This is a genomic window from Haloactinomyces albus (assembly GCF_031458135.1).
GTDB classification, from domain to species: Bacteria; Actinomycetota; Actinomycetes; order Mycobacteriales; family Pseudonocardiaceae; genus Haloactinomyces; species Haloactinomyces albus.
The window spans coordinates 3,210,930-3,233,519 of sequence record NZ_JAVDXW010000001.1 but is presented as its reverse complement, the minus strand read 5'-3'; the positions used below and the strand labels follow the sequence as shown (position 1 = coordinate 3,233,519).

Annotated in this window: 20 protein-coding genes; 6 read left to right on the top strand and 14 right to left on the bottom strand. The window is 68.5% G+C overall.

The genetic code is table 11. The annotated features are described in order from the left end of the window. Positions 1–40: 40 nt before the first annotated feature. Positions 41–1,129, bottom strand: a complete 1,089-nt coding sequence (locus tag JOF55_RS15305) for a potassium channel family protein (protein ID WP_374727514.1) — start codon at positions 1,127–1,129, stop codon at positions 41–43. Positions 1,130–1,325: 196 nt separating this feature from the next. Between JOF55_RS15305 and JOF55_RS15300 the strand changes: the two genes are divergently transcribed. Continuing rightward, positions 1,326–1,865, top strand: a complete 540-nt coding sequence (locus JOF55_RS15300) for a hypothetical protein (protein ID WP_310274816.1) — start codon at positions 1,326–1,328, stop codon at positions 1,863–1,865. Positions 1,866–1,929: 64 nt separating this feature from the next. Here the strand turns inward: JOF55_RS15300 and JOF55_RS15295 are convergent, their stop codons facing one another. The 3 genes from JOF55_RS15295 to JOF55_RS15285 all read right to left on the bottom strand — a co-directional run bounded on the left by JOF55_RS15295 (position 1,930) and on the right by JOF55_RS15285 (position 9,242). Next, on the bottom strand, positions 1,930–2,544 hold the full coding sequence (locus JOF55_RS15295; protein WP_310274815.1) for a hypothetical protein: 615 nt from the start codon (positions 2,542–2,544) through the stop codon (positions 1,930–1,932). 108 nt (positions 2,545–2,652) lie between these two features. Further along, a complete protein-coding gene (locus JOF55_RS15290) occupies positions 2,653–6,078 on the bottom strand; it encodes an ATP-dependent helicase (protein WP_374727284.1) in 3,426 nt (1,141 codons plus the stop codon). Next, complete coding sequence (locus JOF55_RS15285; RefSeq protein ID WP_310274811.1) at positions 6,021–9,242, bottom strand: ATP-dependent helicase; 3,222 nt, start codon at positions 9,240–9,242, stop codon at positions 6,021–6,023. Before JOF55_RS15285 ends, JOF55_RS15290 begins: the two co-directional genes overlap by 58 nt. A gap of 131 nt (positions 9,243–9,373) precedes the next feature. Here JOF55_RS15285 and JOF55_RS15280 point away from each other — a divergent pair, with 131 nt between their 5' ends. After that, entirely contained in the window at positions 9,374–9,664 is a 291-nt protein-coding gene (locus JOF55_RS15280; RefSeq protein ID WP_310274809.1) for an MGMT family protein, read from the top strand. A gap of 19 nt (positions 9,665–9,683) precedes the next feature. On the opposite strand, the gene JOF55_RS15275 is transcribed toward JOF55_RS15280, so the two are convergent. The 5 genes from JOF55_RS15275 to JOF55_RS15255 form a co-directional block, all read right to left on the bottom strand. Next, positions 9,684–10,517 (bottom strand): uroporphyrinogen-III synthase, encoded by an 834-nt coding sequence (locus JOF55_RS15275; RefSeq protein ID WP_310274808.1) that lies wholly within the window; start codon positions 10,515–10,517, stop codon positions 9,684–9,686. Between the two features lie 25 nt (positions 10,518–10,542). Further along, positions 10,543–11,349, bottom strand: a complete 807-nt coding sequence (locus JOF55_RS15270; RefSeq protein WP_310274806.1) for a TIGR02569 family protein — start codon at positions 11,347–11,349, stop codon at positions 10,543–10,545. Between the two features lie 115 nt (positions 11,350–11,464). Further along, complete coding sequence (locus tag JOF55_RS15265) at positions 11,465–11,695, bottom strand: hypothetical protein (RefSeq protein WP_310274804.1); 231 nt, start codon at positions 11,693–11,695, stop codon at positions 11,465–11,467. Positions 11,696–11,832: 137 nt separating this feature from the next. Next, positions 11,833–13,035, bottom strand: a complete 1,203-nt coding sequence (gene moeZ, locus JOF55_RS15260; protein ID WP_310274801.1) for an adenylyltransferase/sulfurtransferase MoeZ — start codon at positions 13,033–13,035, stop codon at positions 11,833–11,835. Positions 13,036–13,269: 234 nt separating this feature from the next. Beyond that, positions 13,270–14,106 (bottom strand): DUF3152 domain-containing protein, encoded by an 837-nt coding sequence (locus JOF55_RS15255; RefSeq protein WP_310274799.1) that lies wholly within the window; start codon positions 14,104–14,106, stop codon positions 13,270–13,272. A 479-nt stretch (positions 14,107–14,585) separates the two neighbouring features. Between JOF55_RS15255 and JOF55_RS15250 the strand changes: the two genes are divergently transcribed. After that, positions 14,586–15,221 carry a TetR/AcrR family transcriptional regulator gene (locus JOF55_RS15250; protein ID WP_310274798.1) on the top strand — a complete coding sequence of 212 codons (636 nt, stop codon included), beginning with the start codon at positions 14,586–14,588 and terminating at the stop codon, positions 15,219–15,221. Between the two features lie 192 nt (positions 15,222–15,413). Here JOF55_RS15250 and JOF55_RS15245 read toward each other — a convergent pair whose 3' ends face one another. From JOF55_RS15245 to JOF55_RS15235, 3 genes are all read right to left on the bottom strand, one after another. Beyond that, complete coding sequence (locus tag JOF55_RS15245; protein ID WP_310274795.1) at positions 15,414–15,776, bottom strand: hypothetical protein; 363 nt, start codon at positions 15,774–15,776, stop codon at positions 15,414–15,416. A 126-nt stretch (positions 15,777–15,902) separates the two neighbouring features. Continuing rightward, a complete protein-coding gene (locus JOF55_RS15240) occupies positions 15,903–16,814 on the bottom strand; it encodes an alpha/beta fold hydrolase (RefSeq protein WP_310274793.1) in 912 nt (303 codons plus the stop codon). Further along, positions 16,811–17,710, bottom strand: a complete 900-nt coding sequence (locus JOF55_RS15235) for an AurF N-oxygenase family protein (protein WP_310274791.1) — start codon at positions 17,708–17,710, stop codon at positions 16,811–16,813. Before JOF55_RS15235 ends, JOF55_RS15240 begins: the two co-directional genes overlap by 4 nt. Positions 17,711–17,788: 78 nt before the next feature. On the opposite strand from JOF55_RS15235, the gene JOF55_RS15230 reads away from it, so the two are divergent. Together JOF55_RS15230 and JOF55_RS15225 are read left to right on the top strand one after the other, a co-directional pair. Next, positions 17,789–18,574, top strand: a complete 786-nt coding sequence (locus JOF55_RS15230; RefSeq protein WP_310274789.1) for a TetR/AcrR family transcriptional regulator — start codon at positions 17,789–17,791, stop codon at positions 18,572–18,574. 17 nt (positions 18,575–18,591) lie between these two features. Beyond that, on the top strand, positions 18,592–18,930 hold the full coding sequence (locus JOF55_RS15225; RefSeq protein ID WP_310274787.1) for a DUF4873 domain-containing protein: 339 nt from the start codon (positions 18,592–18,594) through the stop codon (positions 18,928–18,930). 64 nt (positions 18,931–18,994) lie between these two features. Here the strand turns inward: JOF55_RS15225 and JOF55_RS15220 are convergent, their stop codons facing one another. Together JOF55_RS15220 and JOF55_RS15215 are read right to left on the bottom strand one after the other, a co-directional pair. Then, complete coding sequence (locus JOF55_RS15220; RefSeq protein ID WP_310274785.1) at positions 18,995–19,222, bottom strand: DUF3107 domain-containing protein; 228 nt, start codon at positions 19,220–19,222, stop codon at positions 18,995–18,997. A gap of 106 nt (positions 19,223–19,328) precedes the next feature. Then, on the bottom strand, positions 19,329–20,018 hold the full coding sequence (locus JOF55_RS15215; RefSeq protein WP_310274783.1) for a ferritin-like fold-containing protein: 690 nt from the start codon (positions 20,016–20,018) through the stop codon (positions 19,329–19,331). A 633-nt stretch (positions 20,019–20,651) separates the two neighbouring features. Between JOF55_RS15215 and JOF55_RS15210 the strand changes: the two genes are divergently transcribed. Next, positions 20,652–22,457 carry a DEAD/DEAH box helicase gene (locus JOF55_RS15210; RefSeq protein WP_310274781.1) on the top strand — a complete coding sequence of 602 codons (1,806 nt, stop codon included), beginning with the start codon at positions 20,652–20,654 and terminating at the stop codon, positions 22,455–22,457. Positions 22,458–22,590: the final 133 nt, after the last annotated feature.

Sequence of the window (22,590 nt, the reverse complement as noted above, 5' to 3'; positions counted from 1 at the left end):
GGCGCATGTCACATTGCCCGCTTCGGCGATGGACGACCGCCTACTCCTGCCCGCTCGCGACCTTCTTGACGTAGAGCAGGCGATCGCCTTCCTCGATCGCATCGGCCTCCGGCGCATCCACCCGGTAAAGCTGCCCATCACGCACGATGCCCAGCACAATATCGGACAGATGCCGAGGTGAACCGCCGATCTCGGAGCGTCCGGCATCACGTTCGGCGATCGCCAGCCCGATATCCGGCGACAGCAGGTCCTCGAACATCTCCACCACGGAGGGGGTCGACGTCGCCATCCCCAGCAGCCTGCCGGAGGTCTCGCTGGAGACCACGACCGAATCCGCGCCGGACTGCCGCAGCAGGTGCACGTTCTCCGCTTCCCGCACTGCCGCCACCAACTGCGCTTTCGGGGCGAGTTCGCGTGCTGTGAGGGTGACCAGCACGGCGGTGTCATCACGTTCGGGGGCCACCACGATCGCCCGGGCACGGGGTACCCCGGCGACGCGGAGCACATCCGAGCGGGTACCCGAACCGTTGACGGTGACCAGTCCGAGCGAGGAGGCGGCCTCCAGCGCGGTCGAGTTCGTGTCGACCACGACGATCGAACCGGCTTCGGCACCTTCTCCCAACAGGGCCGTGACCGCCGAACGTCCCTTGGTTCCATACCCGATGACGACCACGTGGTCGCGCACCTTGGACCTCCAGCGTTGGATCTTCAGTGCCTGCCGGGAGCGCTCGGTGAGCACTTCCAGTGTCGTCCCGACGAGCACGATCAGAAACAGCACGCGCAGCGGCGTGATGACGAGCACATTGACCAGACGAGCCGACATACTCACCGGGGCGATGTCACCGTACCCGGTCGTCGACAGCGACACGGTCGCGTAGTAGAGGGCATCGAGGATGCTCAGCGGGGTGCCGTCGGTATCACTGTAACCCCCTCGATCCAGGTAGACGAGCAGCACGGTGATCGCCAACGCCAGACTCGCACCGATGATCCGGCGGATGATCGACTGCGCGGGCCCGACTGTGGTTTCCGGCATCCTGATCACACCCACGAGGGCGTGATCAGGGCGGTCGGTCAGCCGGTCGGTGAGGGTGTCCTCGTCACTGCGGACATCAAGCGATTCGGCCCCCATGCGTGTCACGCGGCGTTTCACGGCACACGCACCTTCCCGGACGTACCGCCCCTACGGGGATCATTCACGACGCAGAACGGTAACGCTTCCGGGCCGGATCCCGCGAAAGGACGCACGACACCGATCGGTAACGAGTCCGACATCATCCGATCCCAGGACTTGTTGAATCCGCAACCTTCCGGATTACCATGCTCCGGTGCAGGAGCTTGAGCATGCGGCCCGCGCACTCGGGTGGCACGGGTGTCTGATCCCGGACATCGAGGTTTTCGGAACTCGCTTCGGTGCCATGACGCGCCTCCGCCCCGATGTGCACTACTGGCGCAGCACACACGGCTGGGAGCCGCAGGCCGATCCATCGTGGTTTCGTTCGTGGTCCGAACCGAGCATGCACGATCACCTTCCCGTACCGGGAGTCGATCTACTGGGAGTTCTCGTACCGGTCTCGAAAGCCAGGCGGGCGCTGCGCGCCTGCGGCACACTCATGACACTCGCACCGTGTACGGTCGTGCTGCCCGGTGACCACCCGTACCGCCCATGGCCGTTGACCGAACTCGACTACTACGGCATCGGAGTCGTCCGATCGGGACCGGACGGGCCGGGCGAGCTGGTACTGGCCCCGGAGGACCGATCGACCGAGTTCGGATTCTCGTTGTTCGATCGCTGGCTGCTGGAGGTCCTGTACTTCAAAGTCCTCGAACATGATTGCCGCAGCCGCGAAAACGCCACCGGTTCCTGAAGGTTCGAGCCCCGAGTCTTCGAGAACGCCGGGTGAGCACTCGAGGCGGGTGTCGGACAAGCACTCAGGCCGTCATGTACTCGTTCCAGTTCAGTGCGTCGGGATTCCAGCGCATGCCATAGCCGTCGCGCACCGCGCGGAGTGCCTGCATCGTGTGCGGCCAGCGGCGGATGACGTTGGCCAGGGCGACCGGTGCCATTTCCTCGCTGGTTCGGCGTTGGCTTCCGGGCCCGAGCAACGCGAGTCCCCCTGGCGTGGCGACGATGTCGGTCAGCGTGACCTGACCGGCCAGTGCGGTGTTCTCGACGCTGGCGAGGCGTTCCGGATGCAGTTCGGACGGCCAGGTGCTGCGGTCCAGATCGGCGGCCACGGGTTGCACGCAGCTACCGCAGCGGCACTCGAACTCGCCCGTCCAGCCGTGCCGCTCCCAGGACCAGACGACCGAGTCGCCGCTGTCCAGTTCGGTCAGCGCGCCCACATGCGGCCAGGCACCCACGACCGCGCTCAGGTGAGTCGCCGAGGCGGGGCGAGGCGGTTGTCCGGGACCGTCGAACAACCACGTTCCCTCGTCGTCCCGGTGAACTCGCACCAGCGGTGCGCGCATCGCCAGGACGTCCTCATCCACCCACACTTCGGTCTGCGGAGGGGTACGGAGCTTCCACTCGGTATTCTGTGACATCGCGGGCATGCTCCTGTGCCTGCACATCCCCTGACAAGCTATGCCACCCGAACGTGTGGTTTTTTTGCAGTTTCGCGCGAAACTGCATTTTTCGAGTTCGTTGCCTGCTTACTCCGCTGCCGGGACCGAGGCGAGCAGAGCACGCAGGCCATCGGCGTCGAGGAGATCGGCGGGACGCAGCGTTCGATCGTGGCGCACATAGTGGAACGCAGCACGGACCTCGTCCAACGGTGCTCCGGACAGCTCCGACCACGCCAGCCGGTACGCGGCAAGCTGCACCGACAGCACCGGGACCCGATCTTCGCCCGGCACCGCACCGGTCTTCCAGTCCACGACCGTCCAACCCCCGTCCGGGTCGGCGAACACCGCATCCATGCGGCCCCGGATCGCCACCCCGTCGATCCGGGTTTCGAACGGCACCTCCACCCGGTGCGGAGTGCGATCGGCCCACGAGCCCGCCAGAAACGCCTGCCGCAGTTCCTCCACAGTACTGTCCGATGCGGCCGAATCGTCGGCAGCACCGGGGAGTTCGTCGATATCCAGCAGTGCCGTGGACGTGAACCGATGCTCCAACCAGGCGTGAAAAGCCGTACCTCGACGTGCCGTGGGGTTCGGCGGAAGTGGTAGCGGGCGGCGCAGTCGTCGGGCCAAGGCATCGCGGTCGTCGGCGAGTTCGACCAGCCGGCTCACCGACAGGTGATCGGGCAACGCAACCTCGTCCCGTTGCCGTGCAGTGGCGTCGCGCTCGGCCAGCAGTACGTCCACATCGCGCGCCCAGCGCTCGGCCTCACCCTCCGCCGAGAGCTCACCGCTCGCCGAAAGTCCGGCATCAGCCGGATCGGCGCCCTCGGTCATACCCGGGTCGGCCAGCGCCGCACGCACGAGATCGGCCCCACCTGCGACCGCGTCCCTGCGCTCGCCGAGCGGGTCGGCGGGCCACTCGATGCTGCGTGTGGCCTCCGTCAACGGGTTCGCGGTAGCACCGTCCGGCGCCGGGGCCCAGTGCTCGACGATCCCCGGCGCCGACTCTCCGCCGAGAACCTCCGCGAACTCCCGCAGGAATCCCGAGGGTCCCTTCGGCTTTCCGCTGCCCTCGCCCCACCAGTGCCCCGAAACCAGCAGGGTGTGCTCCGAACGCGTCAACGCGACGTAGAGCAGCCGCCGCTCCTCGGTGAGCCTGCGTTCCTCGAAATCCGCGTCGTGCCGGTCCAGCTCGGCCGTGAGCTCCTTGCGGTCCATCCCCTCCAGACGACCGAGGTCCAGGCGCGGCAGGTCCTCGGCATCCCCGCGCAGCTCGGCGGGCAGCTCCGTGACCGAACGCAACCAACAGGACGACTTGCGCTTTCCGGGGAAGACGCCGTCGACCAGATGCGGAACGGCCACGACCTGCCACTCCAGTCCCTTGGCGGCATGGGCGGTCAGTACCTGTACCCGGTCCTCGGCGACTTCCACCTCGCCCGGTTCGAGACCGTCCTCGGCCCGTTCGGCGGAGTCCAGGTAGTCCAGCAGCGCGGGCAGGGTCGCAGCGGGACTCGCGGTGGCGAACTCCGCGACCACGCCGGCCAGCGCATCCAGGTGAGCTCGGCCGACCCCGCCCGGCCGGGCCAGGCTCTCGATGTCGAGCAGGAGAGTGCGCTCCACGTCGGCCACCAGCTCCGGCAGCGGCTGTTCGAGCCGCCGCCGGAGCGCGGCGAGTTCACCGCCCAGCCTGCGTATCCGCCGGAACCCCGGCTGCGAGTAGCGCTCGGGCTCGCCGGGATCGTCGAGTGCGTCCACCAGGCCCGCCTGCTCGGCGCTCTCCCCCGGCAACGCCTCGGCCACGGTGGCATCGGCGTCCTCCGGCGCGGATTCCTCCGACAGCGGGGTCTCCGATCGAGCACCCGCCGATCGGGTACCGAGTTCCTGCGCACGCTCCCACAACGCGGCGAGGTCGGCCGCACCGATGCGCCAGCGCGCGCCGGTCAGCAGCCGCATCGCCGCGGTACCTGCCAGCGGATCGACCAGTACCCGGAGTGCGCTGACCAGATCCCGCACCTCCGGCTCGTCGAGCAGCCCTCCCAGGCCGACCACCTCGACCGGCAGCCCTCGTGCGCGCAGTGCCGCCGCGAGGTCGGCCATATCGGCGCGACGCCGCACCAACACCGCCGCAGTGGGTGGCTTCCCCGTCCTGTCCAGGGTTTCCTGCCACTGCGCCGCAACACGATCAGCCAGCCAGTCCCGCTCGGAGCGAATATCATCGACCAGTGCGCACCGGATGTCTCCCGGTCCCGCACCGTCCCGCGCGCGCAACTCGTCGACCTCCAGGCCCGCCGCACGCAACGGCTCGGACACGGCGTTGGCCAGCCGCAGGACCTCGGGCGGGTTCCGGAAACTGGTCATCAGTCCGTACCGCCGGGCGGGTGCAAGCTCGGCGGCAGGCGGGCGATGGTCGGGAAAATCACCCGCCTCGTCACCCGACGGAGTGCGGCGGCACGGGAAGTCGGTGGCGAAGCGCGGCAGGTTCGCCGCACTCGCACCACGCCAGCCGTAGATGGCCTGAGCGGGGTCACCGACCGCGGTCACCGGCATCGGCGTTTCCGCCCGACCGAACAGTGCCCGCAGCAGCACGCGTTGCGCATGCCCGGTGTCCTGATACTCGTCCAGCAGCACGGCCCCGAAGCGGTCCCGTTCCCCCGCGGACACCTCGGGATGTTCGTCGGCCAGCCGCGCGGCCAACGACATCTGGTCGGCGAAATCCATCGCGGCTTCGCGGCGCTTGCGGCGACCGTACTCGTCCAGGAGCGGCAGCAGTGCCGTGCGCAGCCGCTGTGCGGCCGGGACCTTCTGCAACTCCTGGGACGGGGCGGCACGCTGGCCCTTGCCGGGCGGGGCGGACTCCACGATCCGGCACAGCCGCTCGGCGTGCCCGACCACCTGCTCCGGCGACGTCAGATGTTCGGCGAGCTCTCCGGCCAGGGACAGCACGTATTCGGTGACCGTGGCCGGAACCTTGTCGGTGTCCAGGTCCTCGGTCCACGTGGACACGACGCTGTGCGCCAGTTGCCATGCTGCCGTCTCGGTCAGCAACCGTGCGCCGGGCTCCACCGGCACACGCAACCCGTGTTCGCCGACGAGGCGGCCCGCATAGGCATGGTAGGTCAGCACGGTCGGTTCCCCGGCCAGCACGAGAGCACGCAGCTCCCCGGAGGGGTCGACCTCGTCCAACAGTCCCGACCCGGCCAGGCGCCGGAGCCGGGCTCGGACACGATCGGCGAGTTGCCGCGCCGCCTTGCGGGTGAAGGTCAGACCGAGGACGCGCTCCGGGGTGACCAGGCCATTGGCCACCAGCCACACCACGCGGGCGGCCATCGTCTCGGTCTTGCCGGCGCCCGCACCCGCGACCACCAGGGCGGGTTCGGCAGGCGCCCCGATCACGGCGGCCTGCTCGGGTGTGGGCGGGTGCAGCCCCAGTGCCTCCGCGATTCGCTGCGGGCTGATCACTGGCCGACCTGCCTTCCCGCCGGGTGCATGGGACAACTGGTGCGCACGGGACATCGTGGGCAGTCGGCATTCTCGTGCGCCGCGAACGCCGGCCCGGTGCTGGATGCGGCGGCGTTGTGGACCACGTCGAGCCACACCCGCATCCGGTCCTCGTCGAGTCCTGCTTGCCCTCGCTCGGTGGCCGCGCCCTCGGCATCCGGTTTCGCGACGTAGAGCAACCGGGCCCCACCCGGCTGCACATCGTCGGCCGTATCCCCGAAGGCACCCAGCGCGGCGGCGAGCTGATACACCGCCAACTGCGGGTGTTCCTTCGCCTCGTTCTTGCTCACCGGGGTCTTCGCGGTTTTGACGTCCACCACGACCGGACGCCCGCCGGAGTCCGTCTCCAGCCGGTCCACCCGGCCGCGCAACCGCAACCACGGCCCGCCTTCCCTCGCGGGGATCTTGAGGTCGAGGTCGGTTTCGACGCCTGCCTGCGTCAGTTCACCGCGCGAGGATTCCAGCCAGGTCAGGAACGCATCGAGCATCCGCTCGACGCGCTGCCGCTCGCGCCGGGAAAACCACGGGGCGCCCGCATCGACCGACTCCCACGCCTTGTCCAAGGCTCGGCGCAACTGTTCGGCGTCGGCGCCGCCCGCCGCGGACTCGACGAGGGAGTGCACCAGTGTCCCGGTCACCGAGGCCAGTTCGGCCGCATCCTGCCCACCGTGCCGTTCGATCATCCACCGCAACGGGCACTTCGTCAGCGTGTCCACCGTGGAGGGTGAAACGCGGACGGGCTCGTCCCCGTCGACCAGCGGTACCGAACTGGAACTGTCCGGCAGCCCGTACCACGTGTCCGGGTGCGCACCGGGAACTCCGGCATCGGCGAGGCGGGCGAGCTGAGTGGCAGCACGCTCGCGTCGTCGCCGATCGGTCTCGCCGTCACAGACGACCTTCCGCAGTTCACCGACCAGCTCGGGCAGCGCGAGGCCACGCTCGGGCTGCAGCACCGGACGCTCCACCGCATCGGGATCGCTGACCACGCCTTCCAGTTCGTCCAGGAAACGCGAAGGTTGCTCGTCCTCTCCCCGCACCGCGCTGACCAGGACACGGCGGCGCGCACGGCTGGCCGCCACCAGCAACAGGCGCCGTTCGTCGGCCAGTATCGGCGCCGTGGCCGACACCCGATCGGAGGCGTCCACTCCGGACAATACATCGACCAGTCGCTCCACCCCCAGCAGCGAACCGCGCAGCCGAAGATCGGGCCAGACGCCCTCCTGGACATCGGGGAGGGCGACGACGTCCCATTCCCGGCCTGCCGCTCCATGTGCGGTCGTCACCGTTACCGCGTCACCCGAAGGAGCCGAGGGGGCCAGGGAGTCGCCGGAGATGTGCTGGTCCGTCAAGTGCGCGGCGAAGGCCGCGGCGTCGTCTCCGGGCAGTCGGTCGGCATACTGCGCGGCCGCGTCGAACAGCGCCACCACGGCATCGAGGTCCCGGTCGGCCTGAGCACCGGAGCTCCCGCCGCGTTCGGAACGGGCGAGCCACCGCTGCTCGACACCGCAGGCCTTCCACACCTGCCACAGGGTTTCCTCCACCCCTCGGCCCGCGGCATCGGCTTCCGCTCCCGTGCGCAGCAGTGCCGCGATCCGGCGTGCCGGTTCGGCGGCGGCATCCTCCAGTGCCGCCAGCCGGTCCGCACTGTGCAGGGCCTCGACGAGGAGTTCACCGCTGGGCCGATCTCCCCCTGCGGCCAGCTCCAACCGCCGCAGGCCTCGGCGCAGGCGTCGCAACGCGAGTGGATCGGCACCGCCCAGCGCGGACGTCAGAAGTTCCTCGGCGGATTCCGGATCGAGCGTCCGGGGCCGTACGGCACACCGCAGCAGTGTCAGCAGAGGACGCACGATGCCGCGCTGGGCCAGCGGCACATCGTCGACGGGGAGCGCAAGAGGCACTCCGGCGGCCAGCAACGCGCGACGCAGGACCGGTAGCGAGAGTTTCGTCGACTTCGTGATCACCGCCATCCGCGACCACGGCACACCGTCGAGCAGATGCGCGCGGCGAAGCTGATCGGCGACCCACGCGGCCTCCTGTGCCTGCGAAGCCAGCAACCGCACCTGCACCGAGCCGGTGTGGCTCTCGCCGCCGTCCTCCGACCGTGCACCGGCCGTGTCGCGCTGCGGCCCGGCACCCGGCAGGCAGGAAGCCAGGCGATGCACCGCGGCCCGCACCGATGCGGACATCCGATGGTCGGTCGTCAGCACCCGGGTGCGGCCACCGTCGGGGTCGGCATTGCGCAGGCCCTCCGAATCGGCGCCCCGAAACGCGTAAATGGCCTGGTCGGGGTCTCCTGCCAGCAGAAACTCCGACGCCGTTTCCCCCAGCCGATCGCACAACCGGAACTGCTGCGGATCCAGGTTCTGCGCATCGTCGACGAGCAGGTGCCGCACCCGGTCCTGCTCCTGCGCCAGCAGATCGGTGTCGGTGTCGAAAGCCAGCAAGGCAGCGGAGACCAACCCGGCAGCGTCGAGAGCCGGTGCACCGCCCTGCCCTTCGGACCCGCCTGCCAGCAGCGTGACGCGCTCGTACTGCTCACCGAACCTGCCCGCGGCCACCCAGTCCGGACGACCATGGCGGGAACCGAGCTCACGCAGCTCCGCCGGTCCGCAGCCACGCTCGGCGGCGCGCATCAACAGCTCCCGCAGCTCGTCGCGAAAACCGTCCGTGGGCAGCGCCGAGCGCAGAGCCTCCGGCCAGTAGTCGGCGCCTTCCTCGATGTCACCGTCGAGCAGCTCGCGGATCTGCACATCCTGCTGCGGACCGTTGAGCAGTCTCGGCGGTGGCCGCTCGTCACGTGCGGCCTGCAGCCGCAGCACCCCGAACGCATAGGAGTGCACCGACCGAACGAGCGGCTCCTGCGCGGTGTGCGGATTCCCTTCCCGCGCGTTCCCTTCCCCCGCAAGGCCGATCCGTCGGGTGATCTCCGAGCGCAGTCGTGCTGCCGCCCGGCGGCTCGGGGTGAGTACGAGCACGTTCTCCGGGGAGACCTCCCGGCGCAGTATGCGCTCGGCAACGACCTCGGCGAGCAGCGTGGTCTTCCCGGTTCCGGGGCCACCGAGCAACCGCAGGAAACCACCGTCGTGTTCCAGGACCCGCCGCCCCGCCGCGTCCCAGGACGGTCGCTGCCCGCCGGAGTCGGCACGGCGAACGAGGGTGGGCGCATCCGAGATCGGCACATCCCGATGGAACCATGCACCGCAGGCACTGCGGGGCAGGCGGGCCGGTTACGAGCGATGTTCGTGTCGCTGCCGTCCGCATCCGTTCCCTGGGCGGCCGGGCAGCACTGTGAAGCTGGGATACTGCGCCCATGGACGAGCAGACGCTGGAGCAGGTTCGGTCGGTCGTCGCATCGATCCCGCCGGGGCGGGTGCTGGGCTACGGCGACGTCGCCGAACTCGCCGGGCTGCGCTCGGCCCGCCTGGTCGGCCGCATCCTCGCCGAGGACGGTGCCGACCTGCCCTGGTATCGAGTTCTGCGCTCCAACGGCACCGTCGCCGAGCATCTCCGGCACCGGCAGCTCGAACACTTGCGGGCCGAGGGGGTACTCGCCGACAACGGTCGCGTGGACATGCGCCGTTACCGCTGGGGCACGGATTGAACGACGCACATCCGGCGGCTCACACCTCGCGAGCGGGCAATTCCTCGGCGAGCAGCCGCACCAGCGAGGCCGTCCGCGCGCGCTCGGGCACGGAGTACGGCAGACCCTCCTGCGCGATCGGAGCGGCGGTGACCGGGCCGACACACGCGAGCAGCACGCGCGAGCGCATCGCCTCCCGCAAGGACGTGCCCTGCCCGATGCGGTCCGCCCGATCCAGGAGGTTCGCGGCCGCGGGGGCGCTGGTGAACGGCAGCGCATCGATCTCACCGGCGATGACCGCACCGATCAGCCGGTCCAGCGCATCGAGGTCCAGCGGATCCGTCCACCGGTAGACCGCCACCGGCACGACCTCGGCGCCCGCCTCGCTCAACTTCGCCCGGAACTCGACCATCGGATTTCCGTGCACCTGCACGACCACGCGGGTGCCGTGGAGATCGTGTTCCAGCAGCTGGTGCAGGACTTCGGTGGATTCCTCCGAGGGAGCGTTCCACGCGACGGTGAGCCCGGCACCCCGGATCGCGCCGCGCGCCTTGGCACCACGCGCCAGCAGCCGTGCCGGGCGCAGTTGCTCCAGCAGCCGCGTTCCGACACCGTTCTCCTCGGCAGCCTCCAGCCACCCCCGGAAGCCGACACCGGTGGTGACGACGACGAAATCAACCGGGGCCGCCAGCACCTCGGTCGTGGCTGCAGCGAGTTCACCATCCTCGGGCAGCGGCACGGTGTGCATCGCCGCACCCTGCATCACGTGCGCGCCCCGCCTGGTCAGCAGAGCCCCGAGTTCATCGGCTTTGCGCTCGGCCGTGACTCCGACGGTGTAGCCCGCCAGCGGCTGCTCCGTTGTCGCCTCGTTCACGCACCCATCGTGGCACGAGCTGCGTTCACAGGACTTCGAGGACCATTTGGGAGGCGTACTCCAACCCCCCGAGCGAGGCCGTCGTGGCACGCGGATGCAACGCATGCACGGCGAGCCGGAACAGCAGCGCCCGCAGCAGCGCCTGCGGCCACTCGGACAGATGCGACCAGCGTTCCACGATCGCCGCATCCGATCCGCCCCAGGCGAGCGCGTCGATCACGGCGACCGCAGCCGCCCACTCCGCAGGGCGCCAGTACGGTGCGAAGTCGATGATTCCGGGAGGTGCGTTCCCCGCGAACAGCACGTTGCCGAACAGGTCCCCGTGTACCACCTGTGGCCGCAATCGGATCTCGCGGCGCGAACCGGCGAGAACGTCGTAGAGCCTGCCGCCCTTGTCGGCCTGCAGCGGAAACTCCACCTCGCCCCAGGCCATTCGATCGGCCAAGGCGTAAATATCCTGGCGAGCGTCCAGGAACCGCGGATATGCCAGGACTCGGCTCTTGGCGTGCAACCGAAGCGACATCGCCACGACCTCGTCATGGCGGGGTTCCGGTCGGCCATCGATGTGCCGGGTCGCCGCCCAGCCGGAGACCACCCAGCGTCCATCGGTCGACCGCAGCGGTTTGGCCAGCCGAACCTCCTCCGGCGCGAGGGAATCGAGGGCCTGCGCCACCCACGCTGCTTCAGCGGTGCTGGAAACCGGTTTGAGAACGACCTCGCCATCCGCACCGCAGCGCCAAGCGAGGCCACCCTCGAGCAGTTCCGGTTCTTCGAGGCGCGCTCCGAACGCCGCGCGCACATGCGGCGGTGGCGGCTCCGGCGTTGCACTCACGAGGCAGACGCTACCCGCACGGAAGCGTTGAGCGTGGCAGGCGCTCCGGGGCGTCGCCCGATGCGCGCTTACGCGATGACGTCGAAGCGGCACCGGCCTCCCGACGCAGCCTGAATCATGACGCGTCGCGCACCTCTCGTACGGCGGCGACAGCGTCATCAACGGTCACACCTGTGCCCACGGGCGGCGTGTAGGAGGCGACATAATCCGCCATGTTGACGACGTTGGCAACCTCGGCGAGTCGTTCCACGACAAAAGCGTTCAAGGGCCGACGATTTTCCTCGGCTCCCTTGACGAGAGCGGCATAGACCTCGTCCGGCACGCCGTGAAGATTCATTCGCGCCATGGAACGATCATGGTACCGCTCGCACACTTGCGCCATACAGTGGCAAGCCGTCCACACCGGCCATCCTGCGTCACCGGTCGGGGCTTGCGCCGGATGCACAAGCCCCGACCGGTGCCAGGTGATGGTGAAAGCGGTCCTCAGTAGGTCGGCAGGCTCTGGTCGACCTCGTTGGCCCAGCCGAGGACACCGCCACCGACGTGCACGGCATCCGAGAAGCCGGCCTTCTGCAGCGCCGCGAGCGCCTCGGCGGAACGCGCGCCGGACTTGCAGTGCAGCACGATCTGGCGGTCCTGCGGAAGTTCCGCGAGCGCCTCACCGGACAGGATGCGGTCCTTGGGGATCAGTGTCGAACCGTCGATCTTGACGATCTCGTACTCGTGCGGTTCCCGGACGTCGATCAGGTCGAACTTCTCCCCTGCGTCGAACTTCTCCTTGAGCTCGCGAGGAGTGATGGTGCTCCCCGCTGCTGCCTGCTGAGCCTCGTCGGAGACCACACCGCAGAACGCGTCGTAGTCGATGAGCTCGGTGACCTTATCGGCGTTGGGATCCTTGCGGATCTTGACGGTGCGGTAGCTCATCTCGAGCGCGTCGTAGATCATCAGCCGGCCGAGCAGGGTTTCCCCGATCCCGGTGATGAGCTTGATCGCCTCGTTGACCATGATCGATCCGATCGAGGCGCACAGCACACCGAGCACGCCACCCTCGGCGCAGGAGGGCACCATCCCGGGCGGCGGCGGTTCCGGGTACAGGTCACGGTAGTTCGGGCCGTGCTTCTCCCAGAACACGCTGGCCTGGCCCTCGAAACGGAAGATCGAGCCCCACACGTAGGGCTTGCCCAGCAGCACCGCGGCATCGTTGACCAGGTACCGGGTGGCGAAGTTGTCGGTGCCGTCCAGGATCAGGTCGTAGTCGCGGAAAATATCCAGCGCGTTGTCCGACGTCAGGTGCGTCTCGTGCAGGTTGACCTGCACGAGCGGGTTGACCTCGAGGATCGAGTCCTTGGCCGACTCGCCCTTCGAGCGGTTCAGATCGGACTGACCGTGGATGATCTGGCGATGCAGATTGGATTCGTCCACGGCATCGAACTCCACGATGCCGAGGGTGCCCACACCGGCGGCGGCGAGATAGAGCAGTGCCGGGCTTCCCAGCCCTCCCGCACCGATGACCAGAACCTTTGCGTTCTTCAGACGTTTCTGGCCCGCCATCCCGACATCCGGGATGATCAAGTGGCGGCTGTAGCGGGCGACCTCGTCCTTGGTCAGCTCCGCCGCCGGCTCGACGAGCGGCGGCAGTGTCGCCGCATCCTGGGCCGGACTACCCTGCGTTGCCTCGCCGGACATCTCCGAGCTCCTCCTCAGTGGTGCTTGCTTCGCTCGGGTCCTGTGCTGGTGACAGTTCGGTCCCGAACCTTCGTAGGGTACCCGCCGCAGGCGAGCGCCTCACGAAGTCTGCAACGCAAGACCGACCGGTCCGCATTCCCGCCCCCAAGTGTTCCCAATCCTTGGGAGACCACGCGTGGGCCGCGGACTGTGCTGTGCCGCGGTAGCGGTGCTCGCCCCGCCGCCTGTCCTCGTTCATTCCGCATGCTTGCCCAGTGGGAACGGCCAGGCGTTCGGTTCACACACCAAGCCGTTGGCCGGGATGTCGGTACCTTGCGATACCCGCTCGTTCAGCCGGTGCAACTCGTTGTTGGCCACGCTGAACGTCTGCTGCATCATGACCGGCGCCAGTACACCCTGCTCCGGGCAGGCCGCGTGCCCGTTGCCGAAGACATGGCCGACCTCGTGATTGATGGCATAACGCCGGTAGGTACCGATGTCACCGTCGAACGAGACGGCACCCCGCACCCACCGGGCGGCACTGATGTACACCCGTTCCCCGATCCGGCACGAGCTGTCGTAAGGCAGTCCGCTGCTGTAGCCGCAGGTCTCCCTGGCCGTGTTCTGGCTGAGCAGGGTCACGCGGAAGTCCGGAGGCGGCCCCTCCTCGTCCACGCGCTGCAGGGAGATTCCCCCGCCTCTCGGGTTGGTCCAACTACGGGGGTCGGACAACGTCTGCTGGACCAGGCGAGCGAACGTGTCGTTGCCCTCGGTCAGGGTGACCCCGTGCTCGATCTCGATCGTGTAGCGATACAACTCCCCGGAGCCGACACGGGAGGAGGTCCCGGGGACCACGTCGAAGGTGCCCGTTCCGTTCTTGGGGATCGGTGCTCCCGGTGGTAATTCCGCCGAGAACAACTCGGAGTCGTAGGACTTGCCCTTCGGTGCCTCGGTGACGACCGGTGGTGTGCTCGCCTTCGTCCGAGTGGCACCGGCACTGGCTTCCGGCTTGCCCGCGTTCCCCCGCGGGGGTTCGGCGGCCTGGAACGTCGCCAGCGCGGAGAGGACGATCATCACCGGAATGGCGAACACACTCCAGCCGTACTGCGAGAACCGTCCCTTCCGGCGTTGCGGGCGCCGTCGCGAATCGTTCGCACGCTCCGCCTCGGCCGAACTCGCCGGGTGCCAGGATGCCGCCAGGGGCTCCGCTCGGGGCCGCTTTCGATTTCGATGCTGCGAATCCACTGTTCCCCCATTTTCGGTCCGGCCTTTCCGGGCGGCCGTCGGGCACCGGCCACGCCGAGCGGTGGGGTCGCCACTCGATCGGTCCTCGACCCTGGGCATGCTCCAGGGTGCCACAGCAACTGCCCGAAACAGGGAGTACGGGTACGTACAGTCACCGATCCGGCGGACATGGTCACCGAAAGCGACGAACCGCCGCAGCCGAAAGCTCCTGACGAGCGCGGCAATCCTCGGGCAACGGCCCATCCTCCTTTACCGACAAGTAAAGTTGGGGGAACCCCGGCACGGACGGCCCCGGCCGGGTCCGCAGCATCCGGTGGAGGACACGCATGACCGAGACCGTGCAGCAGAGCACCGAGCAGCCTGCCCGTGGGGTACGGCTGCCCCGTGACGCGCGCCGGGCACAACTGCTCACGGCAGCTCAGCACGTGTTCGTGGCCAACGGTTACCACGCTGCCGCGATGGACGACATCGCCGAGCAGGCCGGAGTCAGCAAGCCCGTGCTCTACCAGCACTTCCCCAGCAAGCTGGAACTGTATCTGGCGCTGCTGGAGACCCACGGCTCCGAGATGGTCCGGCGCGTCCGGGAAGCAATCGAGTCCACCCCGGAGAACAAGCACCGCGTGCGCGCCGCCGTGGGGGCCCTCTACGAGTTCGTCGACGGTGAGGACCAGGCGTTCCGCCTCGTGTTCGAGTCCGACCTGCGCGGGGAACCCGCGGTCGAGCAGGCCGTCGAGGGCGCGCTGTCCGCATGCGTCGACGCGGTCGCCGAAGCCGTCACCGCCGACGCAGGTCTCGATCACGAACGGGCACGCCTGCTCGCGGTCGGACTGGTCGGCCTCAGCCAGGTCACCGCCCGCGACTGGCTGGACACTCCGAACTCGATCTCCCGGGACGAGGCCGTGCACCTGATGTCGACCCTCGCGTGGAAAGGGCTCGCCGGTTTCCCCCTCCAACAGGGATAAAGATCGCTTTTACTATGACCGGGCACTGTGGTCCTGAACCGCCGCCCCGGTTCGTGCCTTGCGACGATGCAGGCCACATCGAGTAGCCACCTACGCCACGTGGCCTACTGCCTTGCAATGCATCGAACCGGAACGCCGGAACTGGTCATCCTGCCCAGGCCGATCACTCGAGCAGCAGGATAAGGATCCACGTCACCGGCTGCGCTTTTTACCACCGACGGGAACGAGGGGAGTCGCCTCGCACCGGCAGTCGTCCTCGGGCACCGCCACCACGCTGATCGTGGGGCCATGACGCAGGCCGGTGGTGACGGTTTCACCCGCCTGAGCGTACTTGACCCACTGGTCCCACTCGTCGCTGAACGCCACATCGTCCTCGGACTTGCCCATGGCCGCGCGCAACGTGGTGGCCAACCACTGCGCCACCTCCTCCGGAGTGTGCAGCACCTCCGCCACATCCAGCCGGGAAAGGCGGTCGTGCGCGGACAGGGCGGTGTTCAGCGGCGCGTCCTCGACGTAGCCGTGATGGTGGATGCCGTCACTCGTGTGCTGTCCCACGGGGGTCCTCTCGTCAAGATGCGGACGATGCACCCGACCACGGTACCGAACGAACCCCGACGAGAACGGTGCCGCGCGGACCTCACCGGGATACCGGCCGGGCCGGGAGGTCCGAGCGACAGCAGGTCACCGCACCACCGTACGAACGAGATCGGCGATCCTCGCGGTCACCTCGTCACTCCGCTCCAGCGGCAGCATGTGTCCGGCACCGGCGTAGACCAGGTGCTCGGCGTGCGGCAGTGTCTCGACGATGCGCCGGGCGTGCGGATACGGGCACAGCCGATCGGCCAAACCTGCCAGCACCACCACCGGGATCGAGCGCAGCGCCGCCAGCGCTTCCACCCGGTCGTGGTCGGCCAGCGAGGCACGGAAACCGGCCATGCTCGGCGGATGGCACGCCGCCACCCAGTCCGCGGTCGCGGCGATATCGGCGCGGGCCGGTTCCGCTCCGAACAGCAGCCAGCGCAGCCCGGGACGCATCCACCGCGAACGCTTGGTCACCGCCCGACCACGCGCGGCGGCGAGCCGGGACCGCACCGCGCGCTCGCCCGCGTTGAACAGCGCCGCGAGAGGCTTCGGCAGACCGAGAGACGGCGCGGCAAGGTCGCCACTGGAGGTGGCCACCAGCGCGACACCGCTCACCCGATCGGCGAACAGCTGCGGGTGCCGCTCGGCCAGTGCCATCACCGTCATACCGCCCATCGAGTGGCCGGCGAGCACGACCGGTCCCTCCGGCACCCGATCGGCGAGCAGTTCGGCGAGATCGTCCGCGCACTGCCGGATCGTCGCCGTCCCGGCCGGTGCGGGATCGGAATCCCCGTGCCCGCGCAGATCGAAACTCATGCTGCGCACCGACATCCCCGCCGCGACGGGCAACTCCGCCACCACGCGATCCCAGCTGTGCCTGCTCAATGTCCAACCGTGCACGAACACGACCGTGATCGGTGCCTCCGAAGGACCGTCCTCGTGCACCCGTAGGTCGGTTCCGTCGCCGGCCGTGAAAGTCGGTGCGGCAGCGACGTGTTGTTCGACGGTCACCGGATCAACCCCGCCTTCTTCCACAGGCTCATCCCGGGCTTGCCGACGAGCCCGACCTCGTCCAGGAAAGACATGATCTTCTCGCCACCCCAGTGCACGGTGTCCTGCCAATGCGGATTGCTCAGCGCGGCCTGATGCGCGGTCCTGGGGCGCAGTCCCACGGCCTTGTAGACACGGGGGTTGATCAGCGCACGAACGATGCAGAAGGACACCAGCGCGGTCCAGTACTGGTGATAGGCGCGTTGCGCGGCATTGCACTCCCGCATTCCGCGCGTGACCTCCTCCCGCGCGAAGGTGACGTGGCGGGCCTCCTCCAGCACGTGGATGCGGTTGACCATGCGCACCAGCGGCTGGACCTCAGGGTCGTTCATCTGATCCCGCTGGAATCGGTCGAGGATCTCCTCGGCGACCAGGATCGAGGCGTACGCCGAGGGCCCCTTGAGCACGGCGGGCAGAATCCTGCCGCCGTGGTGCAGGATCGGGATCGGCCCGTAGGCGGGTGCGCCCACCCGCTCGCACGCCCGGGCGAACATCGTGGAGTGACGGCACTCGTCGGCGACCTCGGTCAGCGCGTACTGGGCGTGAGCGGTGCGCGGGTCCCTGCTGTAGACGTCCTTGAGCAGCATCTGCATCAGCAGGATCTCGAACCACAGACCGTTCGAGGCGATGCTGGCGAACTCGTGCTTGGTCAGTTCGATCCGCTGTTGCTCGGTGAGCTGCTCCCACAGCGACGTGCCGTACAGCGAACTCCGCTTGACGGGAATGTAGGGCTGTGACTCGGCCAGTGGCGCGTCCCAGTCGATATCGACCTCGGGGTCATAGCTGCTCTTGGCCGACGACTTGAGCAACCGGGCTGCGGTCTTCGCACGGTCGTTGACCTGAAGCGTCTTGTTCATCGAAAGCCATCACTTTCCGAAAAACAGCGGTGTATGCCGGATTGCGTGTTACTTCCAGTAACAGTTACCTTGGGTAGCGTGAGCCACATCTCCCGGCCTGTCAAGGCCGCCAACGGGCAACCGCGGAACGAACCACCCCGCGGTGACAAGCGGCGCGAACGCTGGCGCGGACACCGCCAGGCGCGCCGCGCCGAGTTCGTCGAGGCGACCGTGCGCGCCATCGGCCAGTACGGCGCCGAGGTCGGCATGGACGACATCGCGGCCGAGGCCGGGGTCAGCAAACCCGTGCTGTACCGGCACTTCAGTGATAAGAGCGACCTCTACCTGGCCGTCGGCGAGTGGGGAACGGAACTGCTGATGCAGCGGATCGGCCCGACCCTCGACGAGGGCGGCAGCATCCACCAGCGCATTCGCCGCATCATCAGCACCTATCTCGGAGTGATCGAGGAGTATCCCGAGCTGTACCGCTTCGTGGTGCGGCGGACCTTCGCCGACCGGCCGGTGCAGGACGATCCGGTCACCACGGAGAAGACGGTCATCGCCAACTCGCTGTCGCGGCTGCTGGGCGAATACCTGCGCTCGCTGAACCTGGACTCCGGCGGCGTGGAGGCCTGGAGCCACGGACTGGTCGGCATGGTCCAGGCCAGCGGTGATTGGTGGCTGGATCGCCAGTCGATGAGCAGAGAAGACCTCACCGACTACCTCACCCGGATCATCTGGTTCGCCATCGACGGCGTACTGCGATCCGGAGGGATCGTGCTCGACCCGGACGAACCGCTGGAGCTGAGCCCCGACCTGCGAGTGATCACCGGCGAGGACACCGAGGGCTCCGAAGACGCCGAAGGACGAGCCCACCAGGGCTGAAGCCGCAAGGAGGCAACATGCAGGAGAGCCCGGCGCACGAGCACGAAGAGGACGACTACCGGGGTCCTGCGGTGGTGTTCACCGAGGAGCGGGAGATCACCGTCGAGGTCGTGCTACGCGGGCACTTCCAGCCGATCGACGGCCGTTTCCACTGGTACGGACGGGTGGCCGCCAACCCCGAGGTCGACGAACTGACCGGCGGCCGGAAGACGGAGGTGGTGTTGCGCACACCGGATGGTCAGGCGGTCGCGACGCTGGCCGATCCCGACCCGTGGAACCGCTACCGGATCAGCGGGCTCGGGTATCCGCCGTACGCGCCGGCCACGGACCTCGGCGAGCTTCGGGAAACCACCTGAACATCTCGCGCAAACGGGTGGGGCTGCCCTGCGGGGAGCCCCACCCGTTTCGTGAAAGCGGTGCTCAGCTGACGCCGAAGCCGACTCGGGTCGGCTCCGACGGGCCGATCTCCACGTAAGAGATCTTGGCGGACGGAACGATGTAGCGCCGCCCCTTCTCATCGCTCAGGGACAGCCGACCGTCCGTCTTTGCCAGCGCGTCGGCGACCAGCGACTCGACCTCGTCCGGGGACTGACGGCTGATGATCGTCAGCTCGCGCGAGCTGTCCACGACGCCGATCTTGACCTCCACGCCGAACCTCCGTGCAAACTCGTCTACGACTACGTCACCCCCAGGCTATCCCACGCCCCGGCGCTCGCGACGCAGGCACGAGCAGGTATCACCGCCCCCGGACCGATCACCCCAGACCGAGGCGGCTCATCCGCTTGGTGTGGTTGTTCTGCAGCCGCTTGAACAGCGCCGCGATACCGGCGAGGTCACCGGAGCCTCGGATGATCAGTTCCGCGAGAGCGTCGCGCTCGGCCACCACCCGCTGCGCCTGCGACACTGCCTCACCCAGCAGCCGACGCCCCCACAGGGTCAGTTTGTCGCGCAGGGAGCCGTCCTCGAGGCACGCCGCCTGCACCTCACGTTCGGCGAACGCCGAATGCCCGGTGTCGGCGAGCACCGTCAGCACGAGTTCCCGTGTCTCGGGATCGAGCCATTTCGCGACCTCACGGTAGAAGTCCGCGGCCAGTCCGTCGCCGACATAGGCCTTCACCAGCGATTCCAGCCACGAATGCGGGGCTGTCGAGGCGTTGAAGGCGTCGAAAGGCCCGACGAACGGCTGCATCACCTCCTCGACGACCACACCGCGCTGGGCGAGTCTCTCCTCCAGGAGTCGGTAGTGGCCGATCTCGGCCGCGGCCATACTGGCCAACGCCGCCCGCCCCTGCAGTGTCGGTGCCGCACGCGCATCCTCGGCCAGCCGGTCGAACGCCGAGAGCTCGCCGTAGGCCAACGCCGCGAGTAGATCGACAACGCCTTGCTCGGAGCCCTCGTCGGATGCCCCGACGGACGCCGCAACACTCTCGTCAGCCTCACTCATGACCGCGAGCCTAACCGGATCCGCGCCGCGCGCAGCCGCCTCCATCCCGGTGTATCGCATCAGAGCGGGTACTCTGGCGGAAGGAGGAGTATTGGCGTCACCCAGTAGTAGGCCTCGGAGCAGTAGGCCTCGGAGCAGTAGGCCTCGGAGCAGTAGCTCTCGCAGCAGTACGTCCCGGCCCAGCAGTACGTCCCGGCCCGGTTCTCGGGAAGGATTCCTCCGGACGTGCGCACGCAGGACGGCTCGTCCCGAGGTGGCTCCGGGGCAGTCGTCCGGCAACCTCGATGCCGAACGGCACAGGACCCACCCGGCAGTTACGGCGGGACGGTTCCGCGGGTCGCTGCGGGGGAAGCTGCGGGGGAAGCTGCGGGGAAAATCGCCGCAGGGGACAGCACTGCAGGCGCGAACGCGGCCCGCACGACAGGGGGCTCTTGCCGCCTTGCGCGACGGCGGCGTTCCCGCGCTACGACGTCGACACAATGACAGACCTGACAGCGGGCAAGCACCGCTGATTCGAACGAAGGCGCGCACCGTCACGTGGGTGACCAGGAGCGCCGCGCGCGGTCGCGAGGGATCCGAGCGGCTGCCGGGCTCACCACCACAACCGGGCTTGAGCCCCGCGTGCGCGCAGGTATGAGAGAGGCGATCATTCTGACGGTCAGCAACGAACGGGTTCCCGCGGGCAGCAGCGGCACTGCTCCCCCGGCAGGGACCCCGGCAGGAACTACAGCAGAAACCACAGCACCCGATCCGAACGTGCTGGAGCACAGCGAGAGCGGCACCCCCGAGGACGTCGATGTCCGACATGCCCGCCCGCTGCACGCCGAACAACCCCCCACACCGGACACCCCCACCTTCGCCGAGCTCGGCGTGGACGAGCAGATCGTGCGCGCCCTCGACGAAGCGGGCATCGAGCACACCTTCGCCATTCAGGAACTCACTCTCCCGTTGGCGCTGCGCGGCGAGGATCTGATCGGCCAAGCCCGTACCGGTATGGGCAAGACCCTGGGTTTCGGGGTACCCCTGTTGCAACGGCTGCGTACCCCCGGTGACGGAACCCCCCAGGCCTTGGTGGTCGTACCGACCCGTGAACTGTGCGTGCAGGTCACGCGGGACCTGGAAGACGCGGCCAAGCACCTCGGCATCCGCACCCTCGCGGTGTACGGGGGGCGCCCCTACGAGCCTCAGATCGAGGCCCTCCAGCAGGGTGTCGACCTGGTCATCGGCACGCCGGGACGCCTGCTCGATCTTGCCGAGCAGCAGCATCTCGTTCTGGGCAAGGTCGGCGGCCTGGTCCTCGACGAGGCCGACGAAATGCTCGACCTGGGCTTTCTCCCGGACATCGAGCGCATTCTCGGCATGGTCCCCGAGCAGCGGCAGACCATGCTGTTCTCGGCCACCATGCCGGGGCCGATCATCACACTGGCCCGGACGTTCCTGCAGCAACCCACCCACATCCGAGCCGAGCAGGCCGACGAGGGGGCTGTTCACGAACGCACTCGGCAGTTCGTCTACCGCGCGCACGCGATGGACAAGACCGAACTGCTGGCCCGCGCGCTGCAGGCACGCGACCGTGGTCTGACCATGATCTTCAGCCGCACCAAGCGCACCGCACAGAAACTCTCCGACGAGCTCAACGAGCGCGGCTTCGCCGCCGGATCGGTCCACGGTGATCTCGGGCAGAGCGCCCGGGAGAAAGCATTGCGCGCCTTCCGCTCCGGCAAGGTCGACACCCTGGTCGCCACCGATGTCGCAGCCCGCGGCATCGATGTCGAGGGGGTGACGCATGTGATCAACCTCCAATGCCCGGATGACGAGAAGACCTATGTGCACCGGATCGGTCGCACCGGCCGGGCGGGCCGCGCGGGCGTGGCGATCACCCTGGTCGACTGGGACGAGGAACAGCGCTGGAAGGTGATCAACGACGCGCTGGGCCTGGGCATGCCACAGCCCGTCGAAACCTACTCGACCTCCGCGCATCTCTACAGCGATCTCGATGTGCCCTCCGATGCGACCGGGCGGCTGCCGCTGGCTCAGCGCAAGCGCGCCGGACTCGCTGCCGAGGCCGAAGAGGGCACGGCTGCCCCGCGCAAGCGCTCACGCAAGCGCACCCGCGGTGGCTCCGGCCGTGAGCACACGGTCGGCGACAACGGCGACGGGTCCCGGGGAGAGTCGTCCGGTGACACACGGCCCGCAGGCCGCCGCCGGAGGCGCCGCACTCGCGGCGGCGTCAATACCGATGGAGCGACGCAGTCCGCGGAAGCGCCGAGCGACCAGGGTGGCCAGGACGTTCAGGAAAGCGCGGAACGACCCGCCCGCCGTCGTCGCAGGCGGCGAGGTGGCTCCGGGCGCACCACCGCGGGCACCGCGCACAGCAGCGCTGCGGACAACGGCACTGCGAGCAGTGGCACTGCGGGAAGCAGCGCCGCGAGCGAGTGACCCGTCTCCCACGCGAAGCGGGACACGGGATCGGGTTCTTCCGTTCGAGCGGGTGATCCTCGGACCACCCGCCCACACCGGTGAAACGAACCCTAAGCTCGGGTGAGACAGCCATCAACGAATCTGTTCGCCG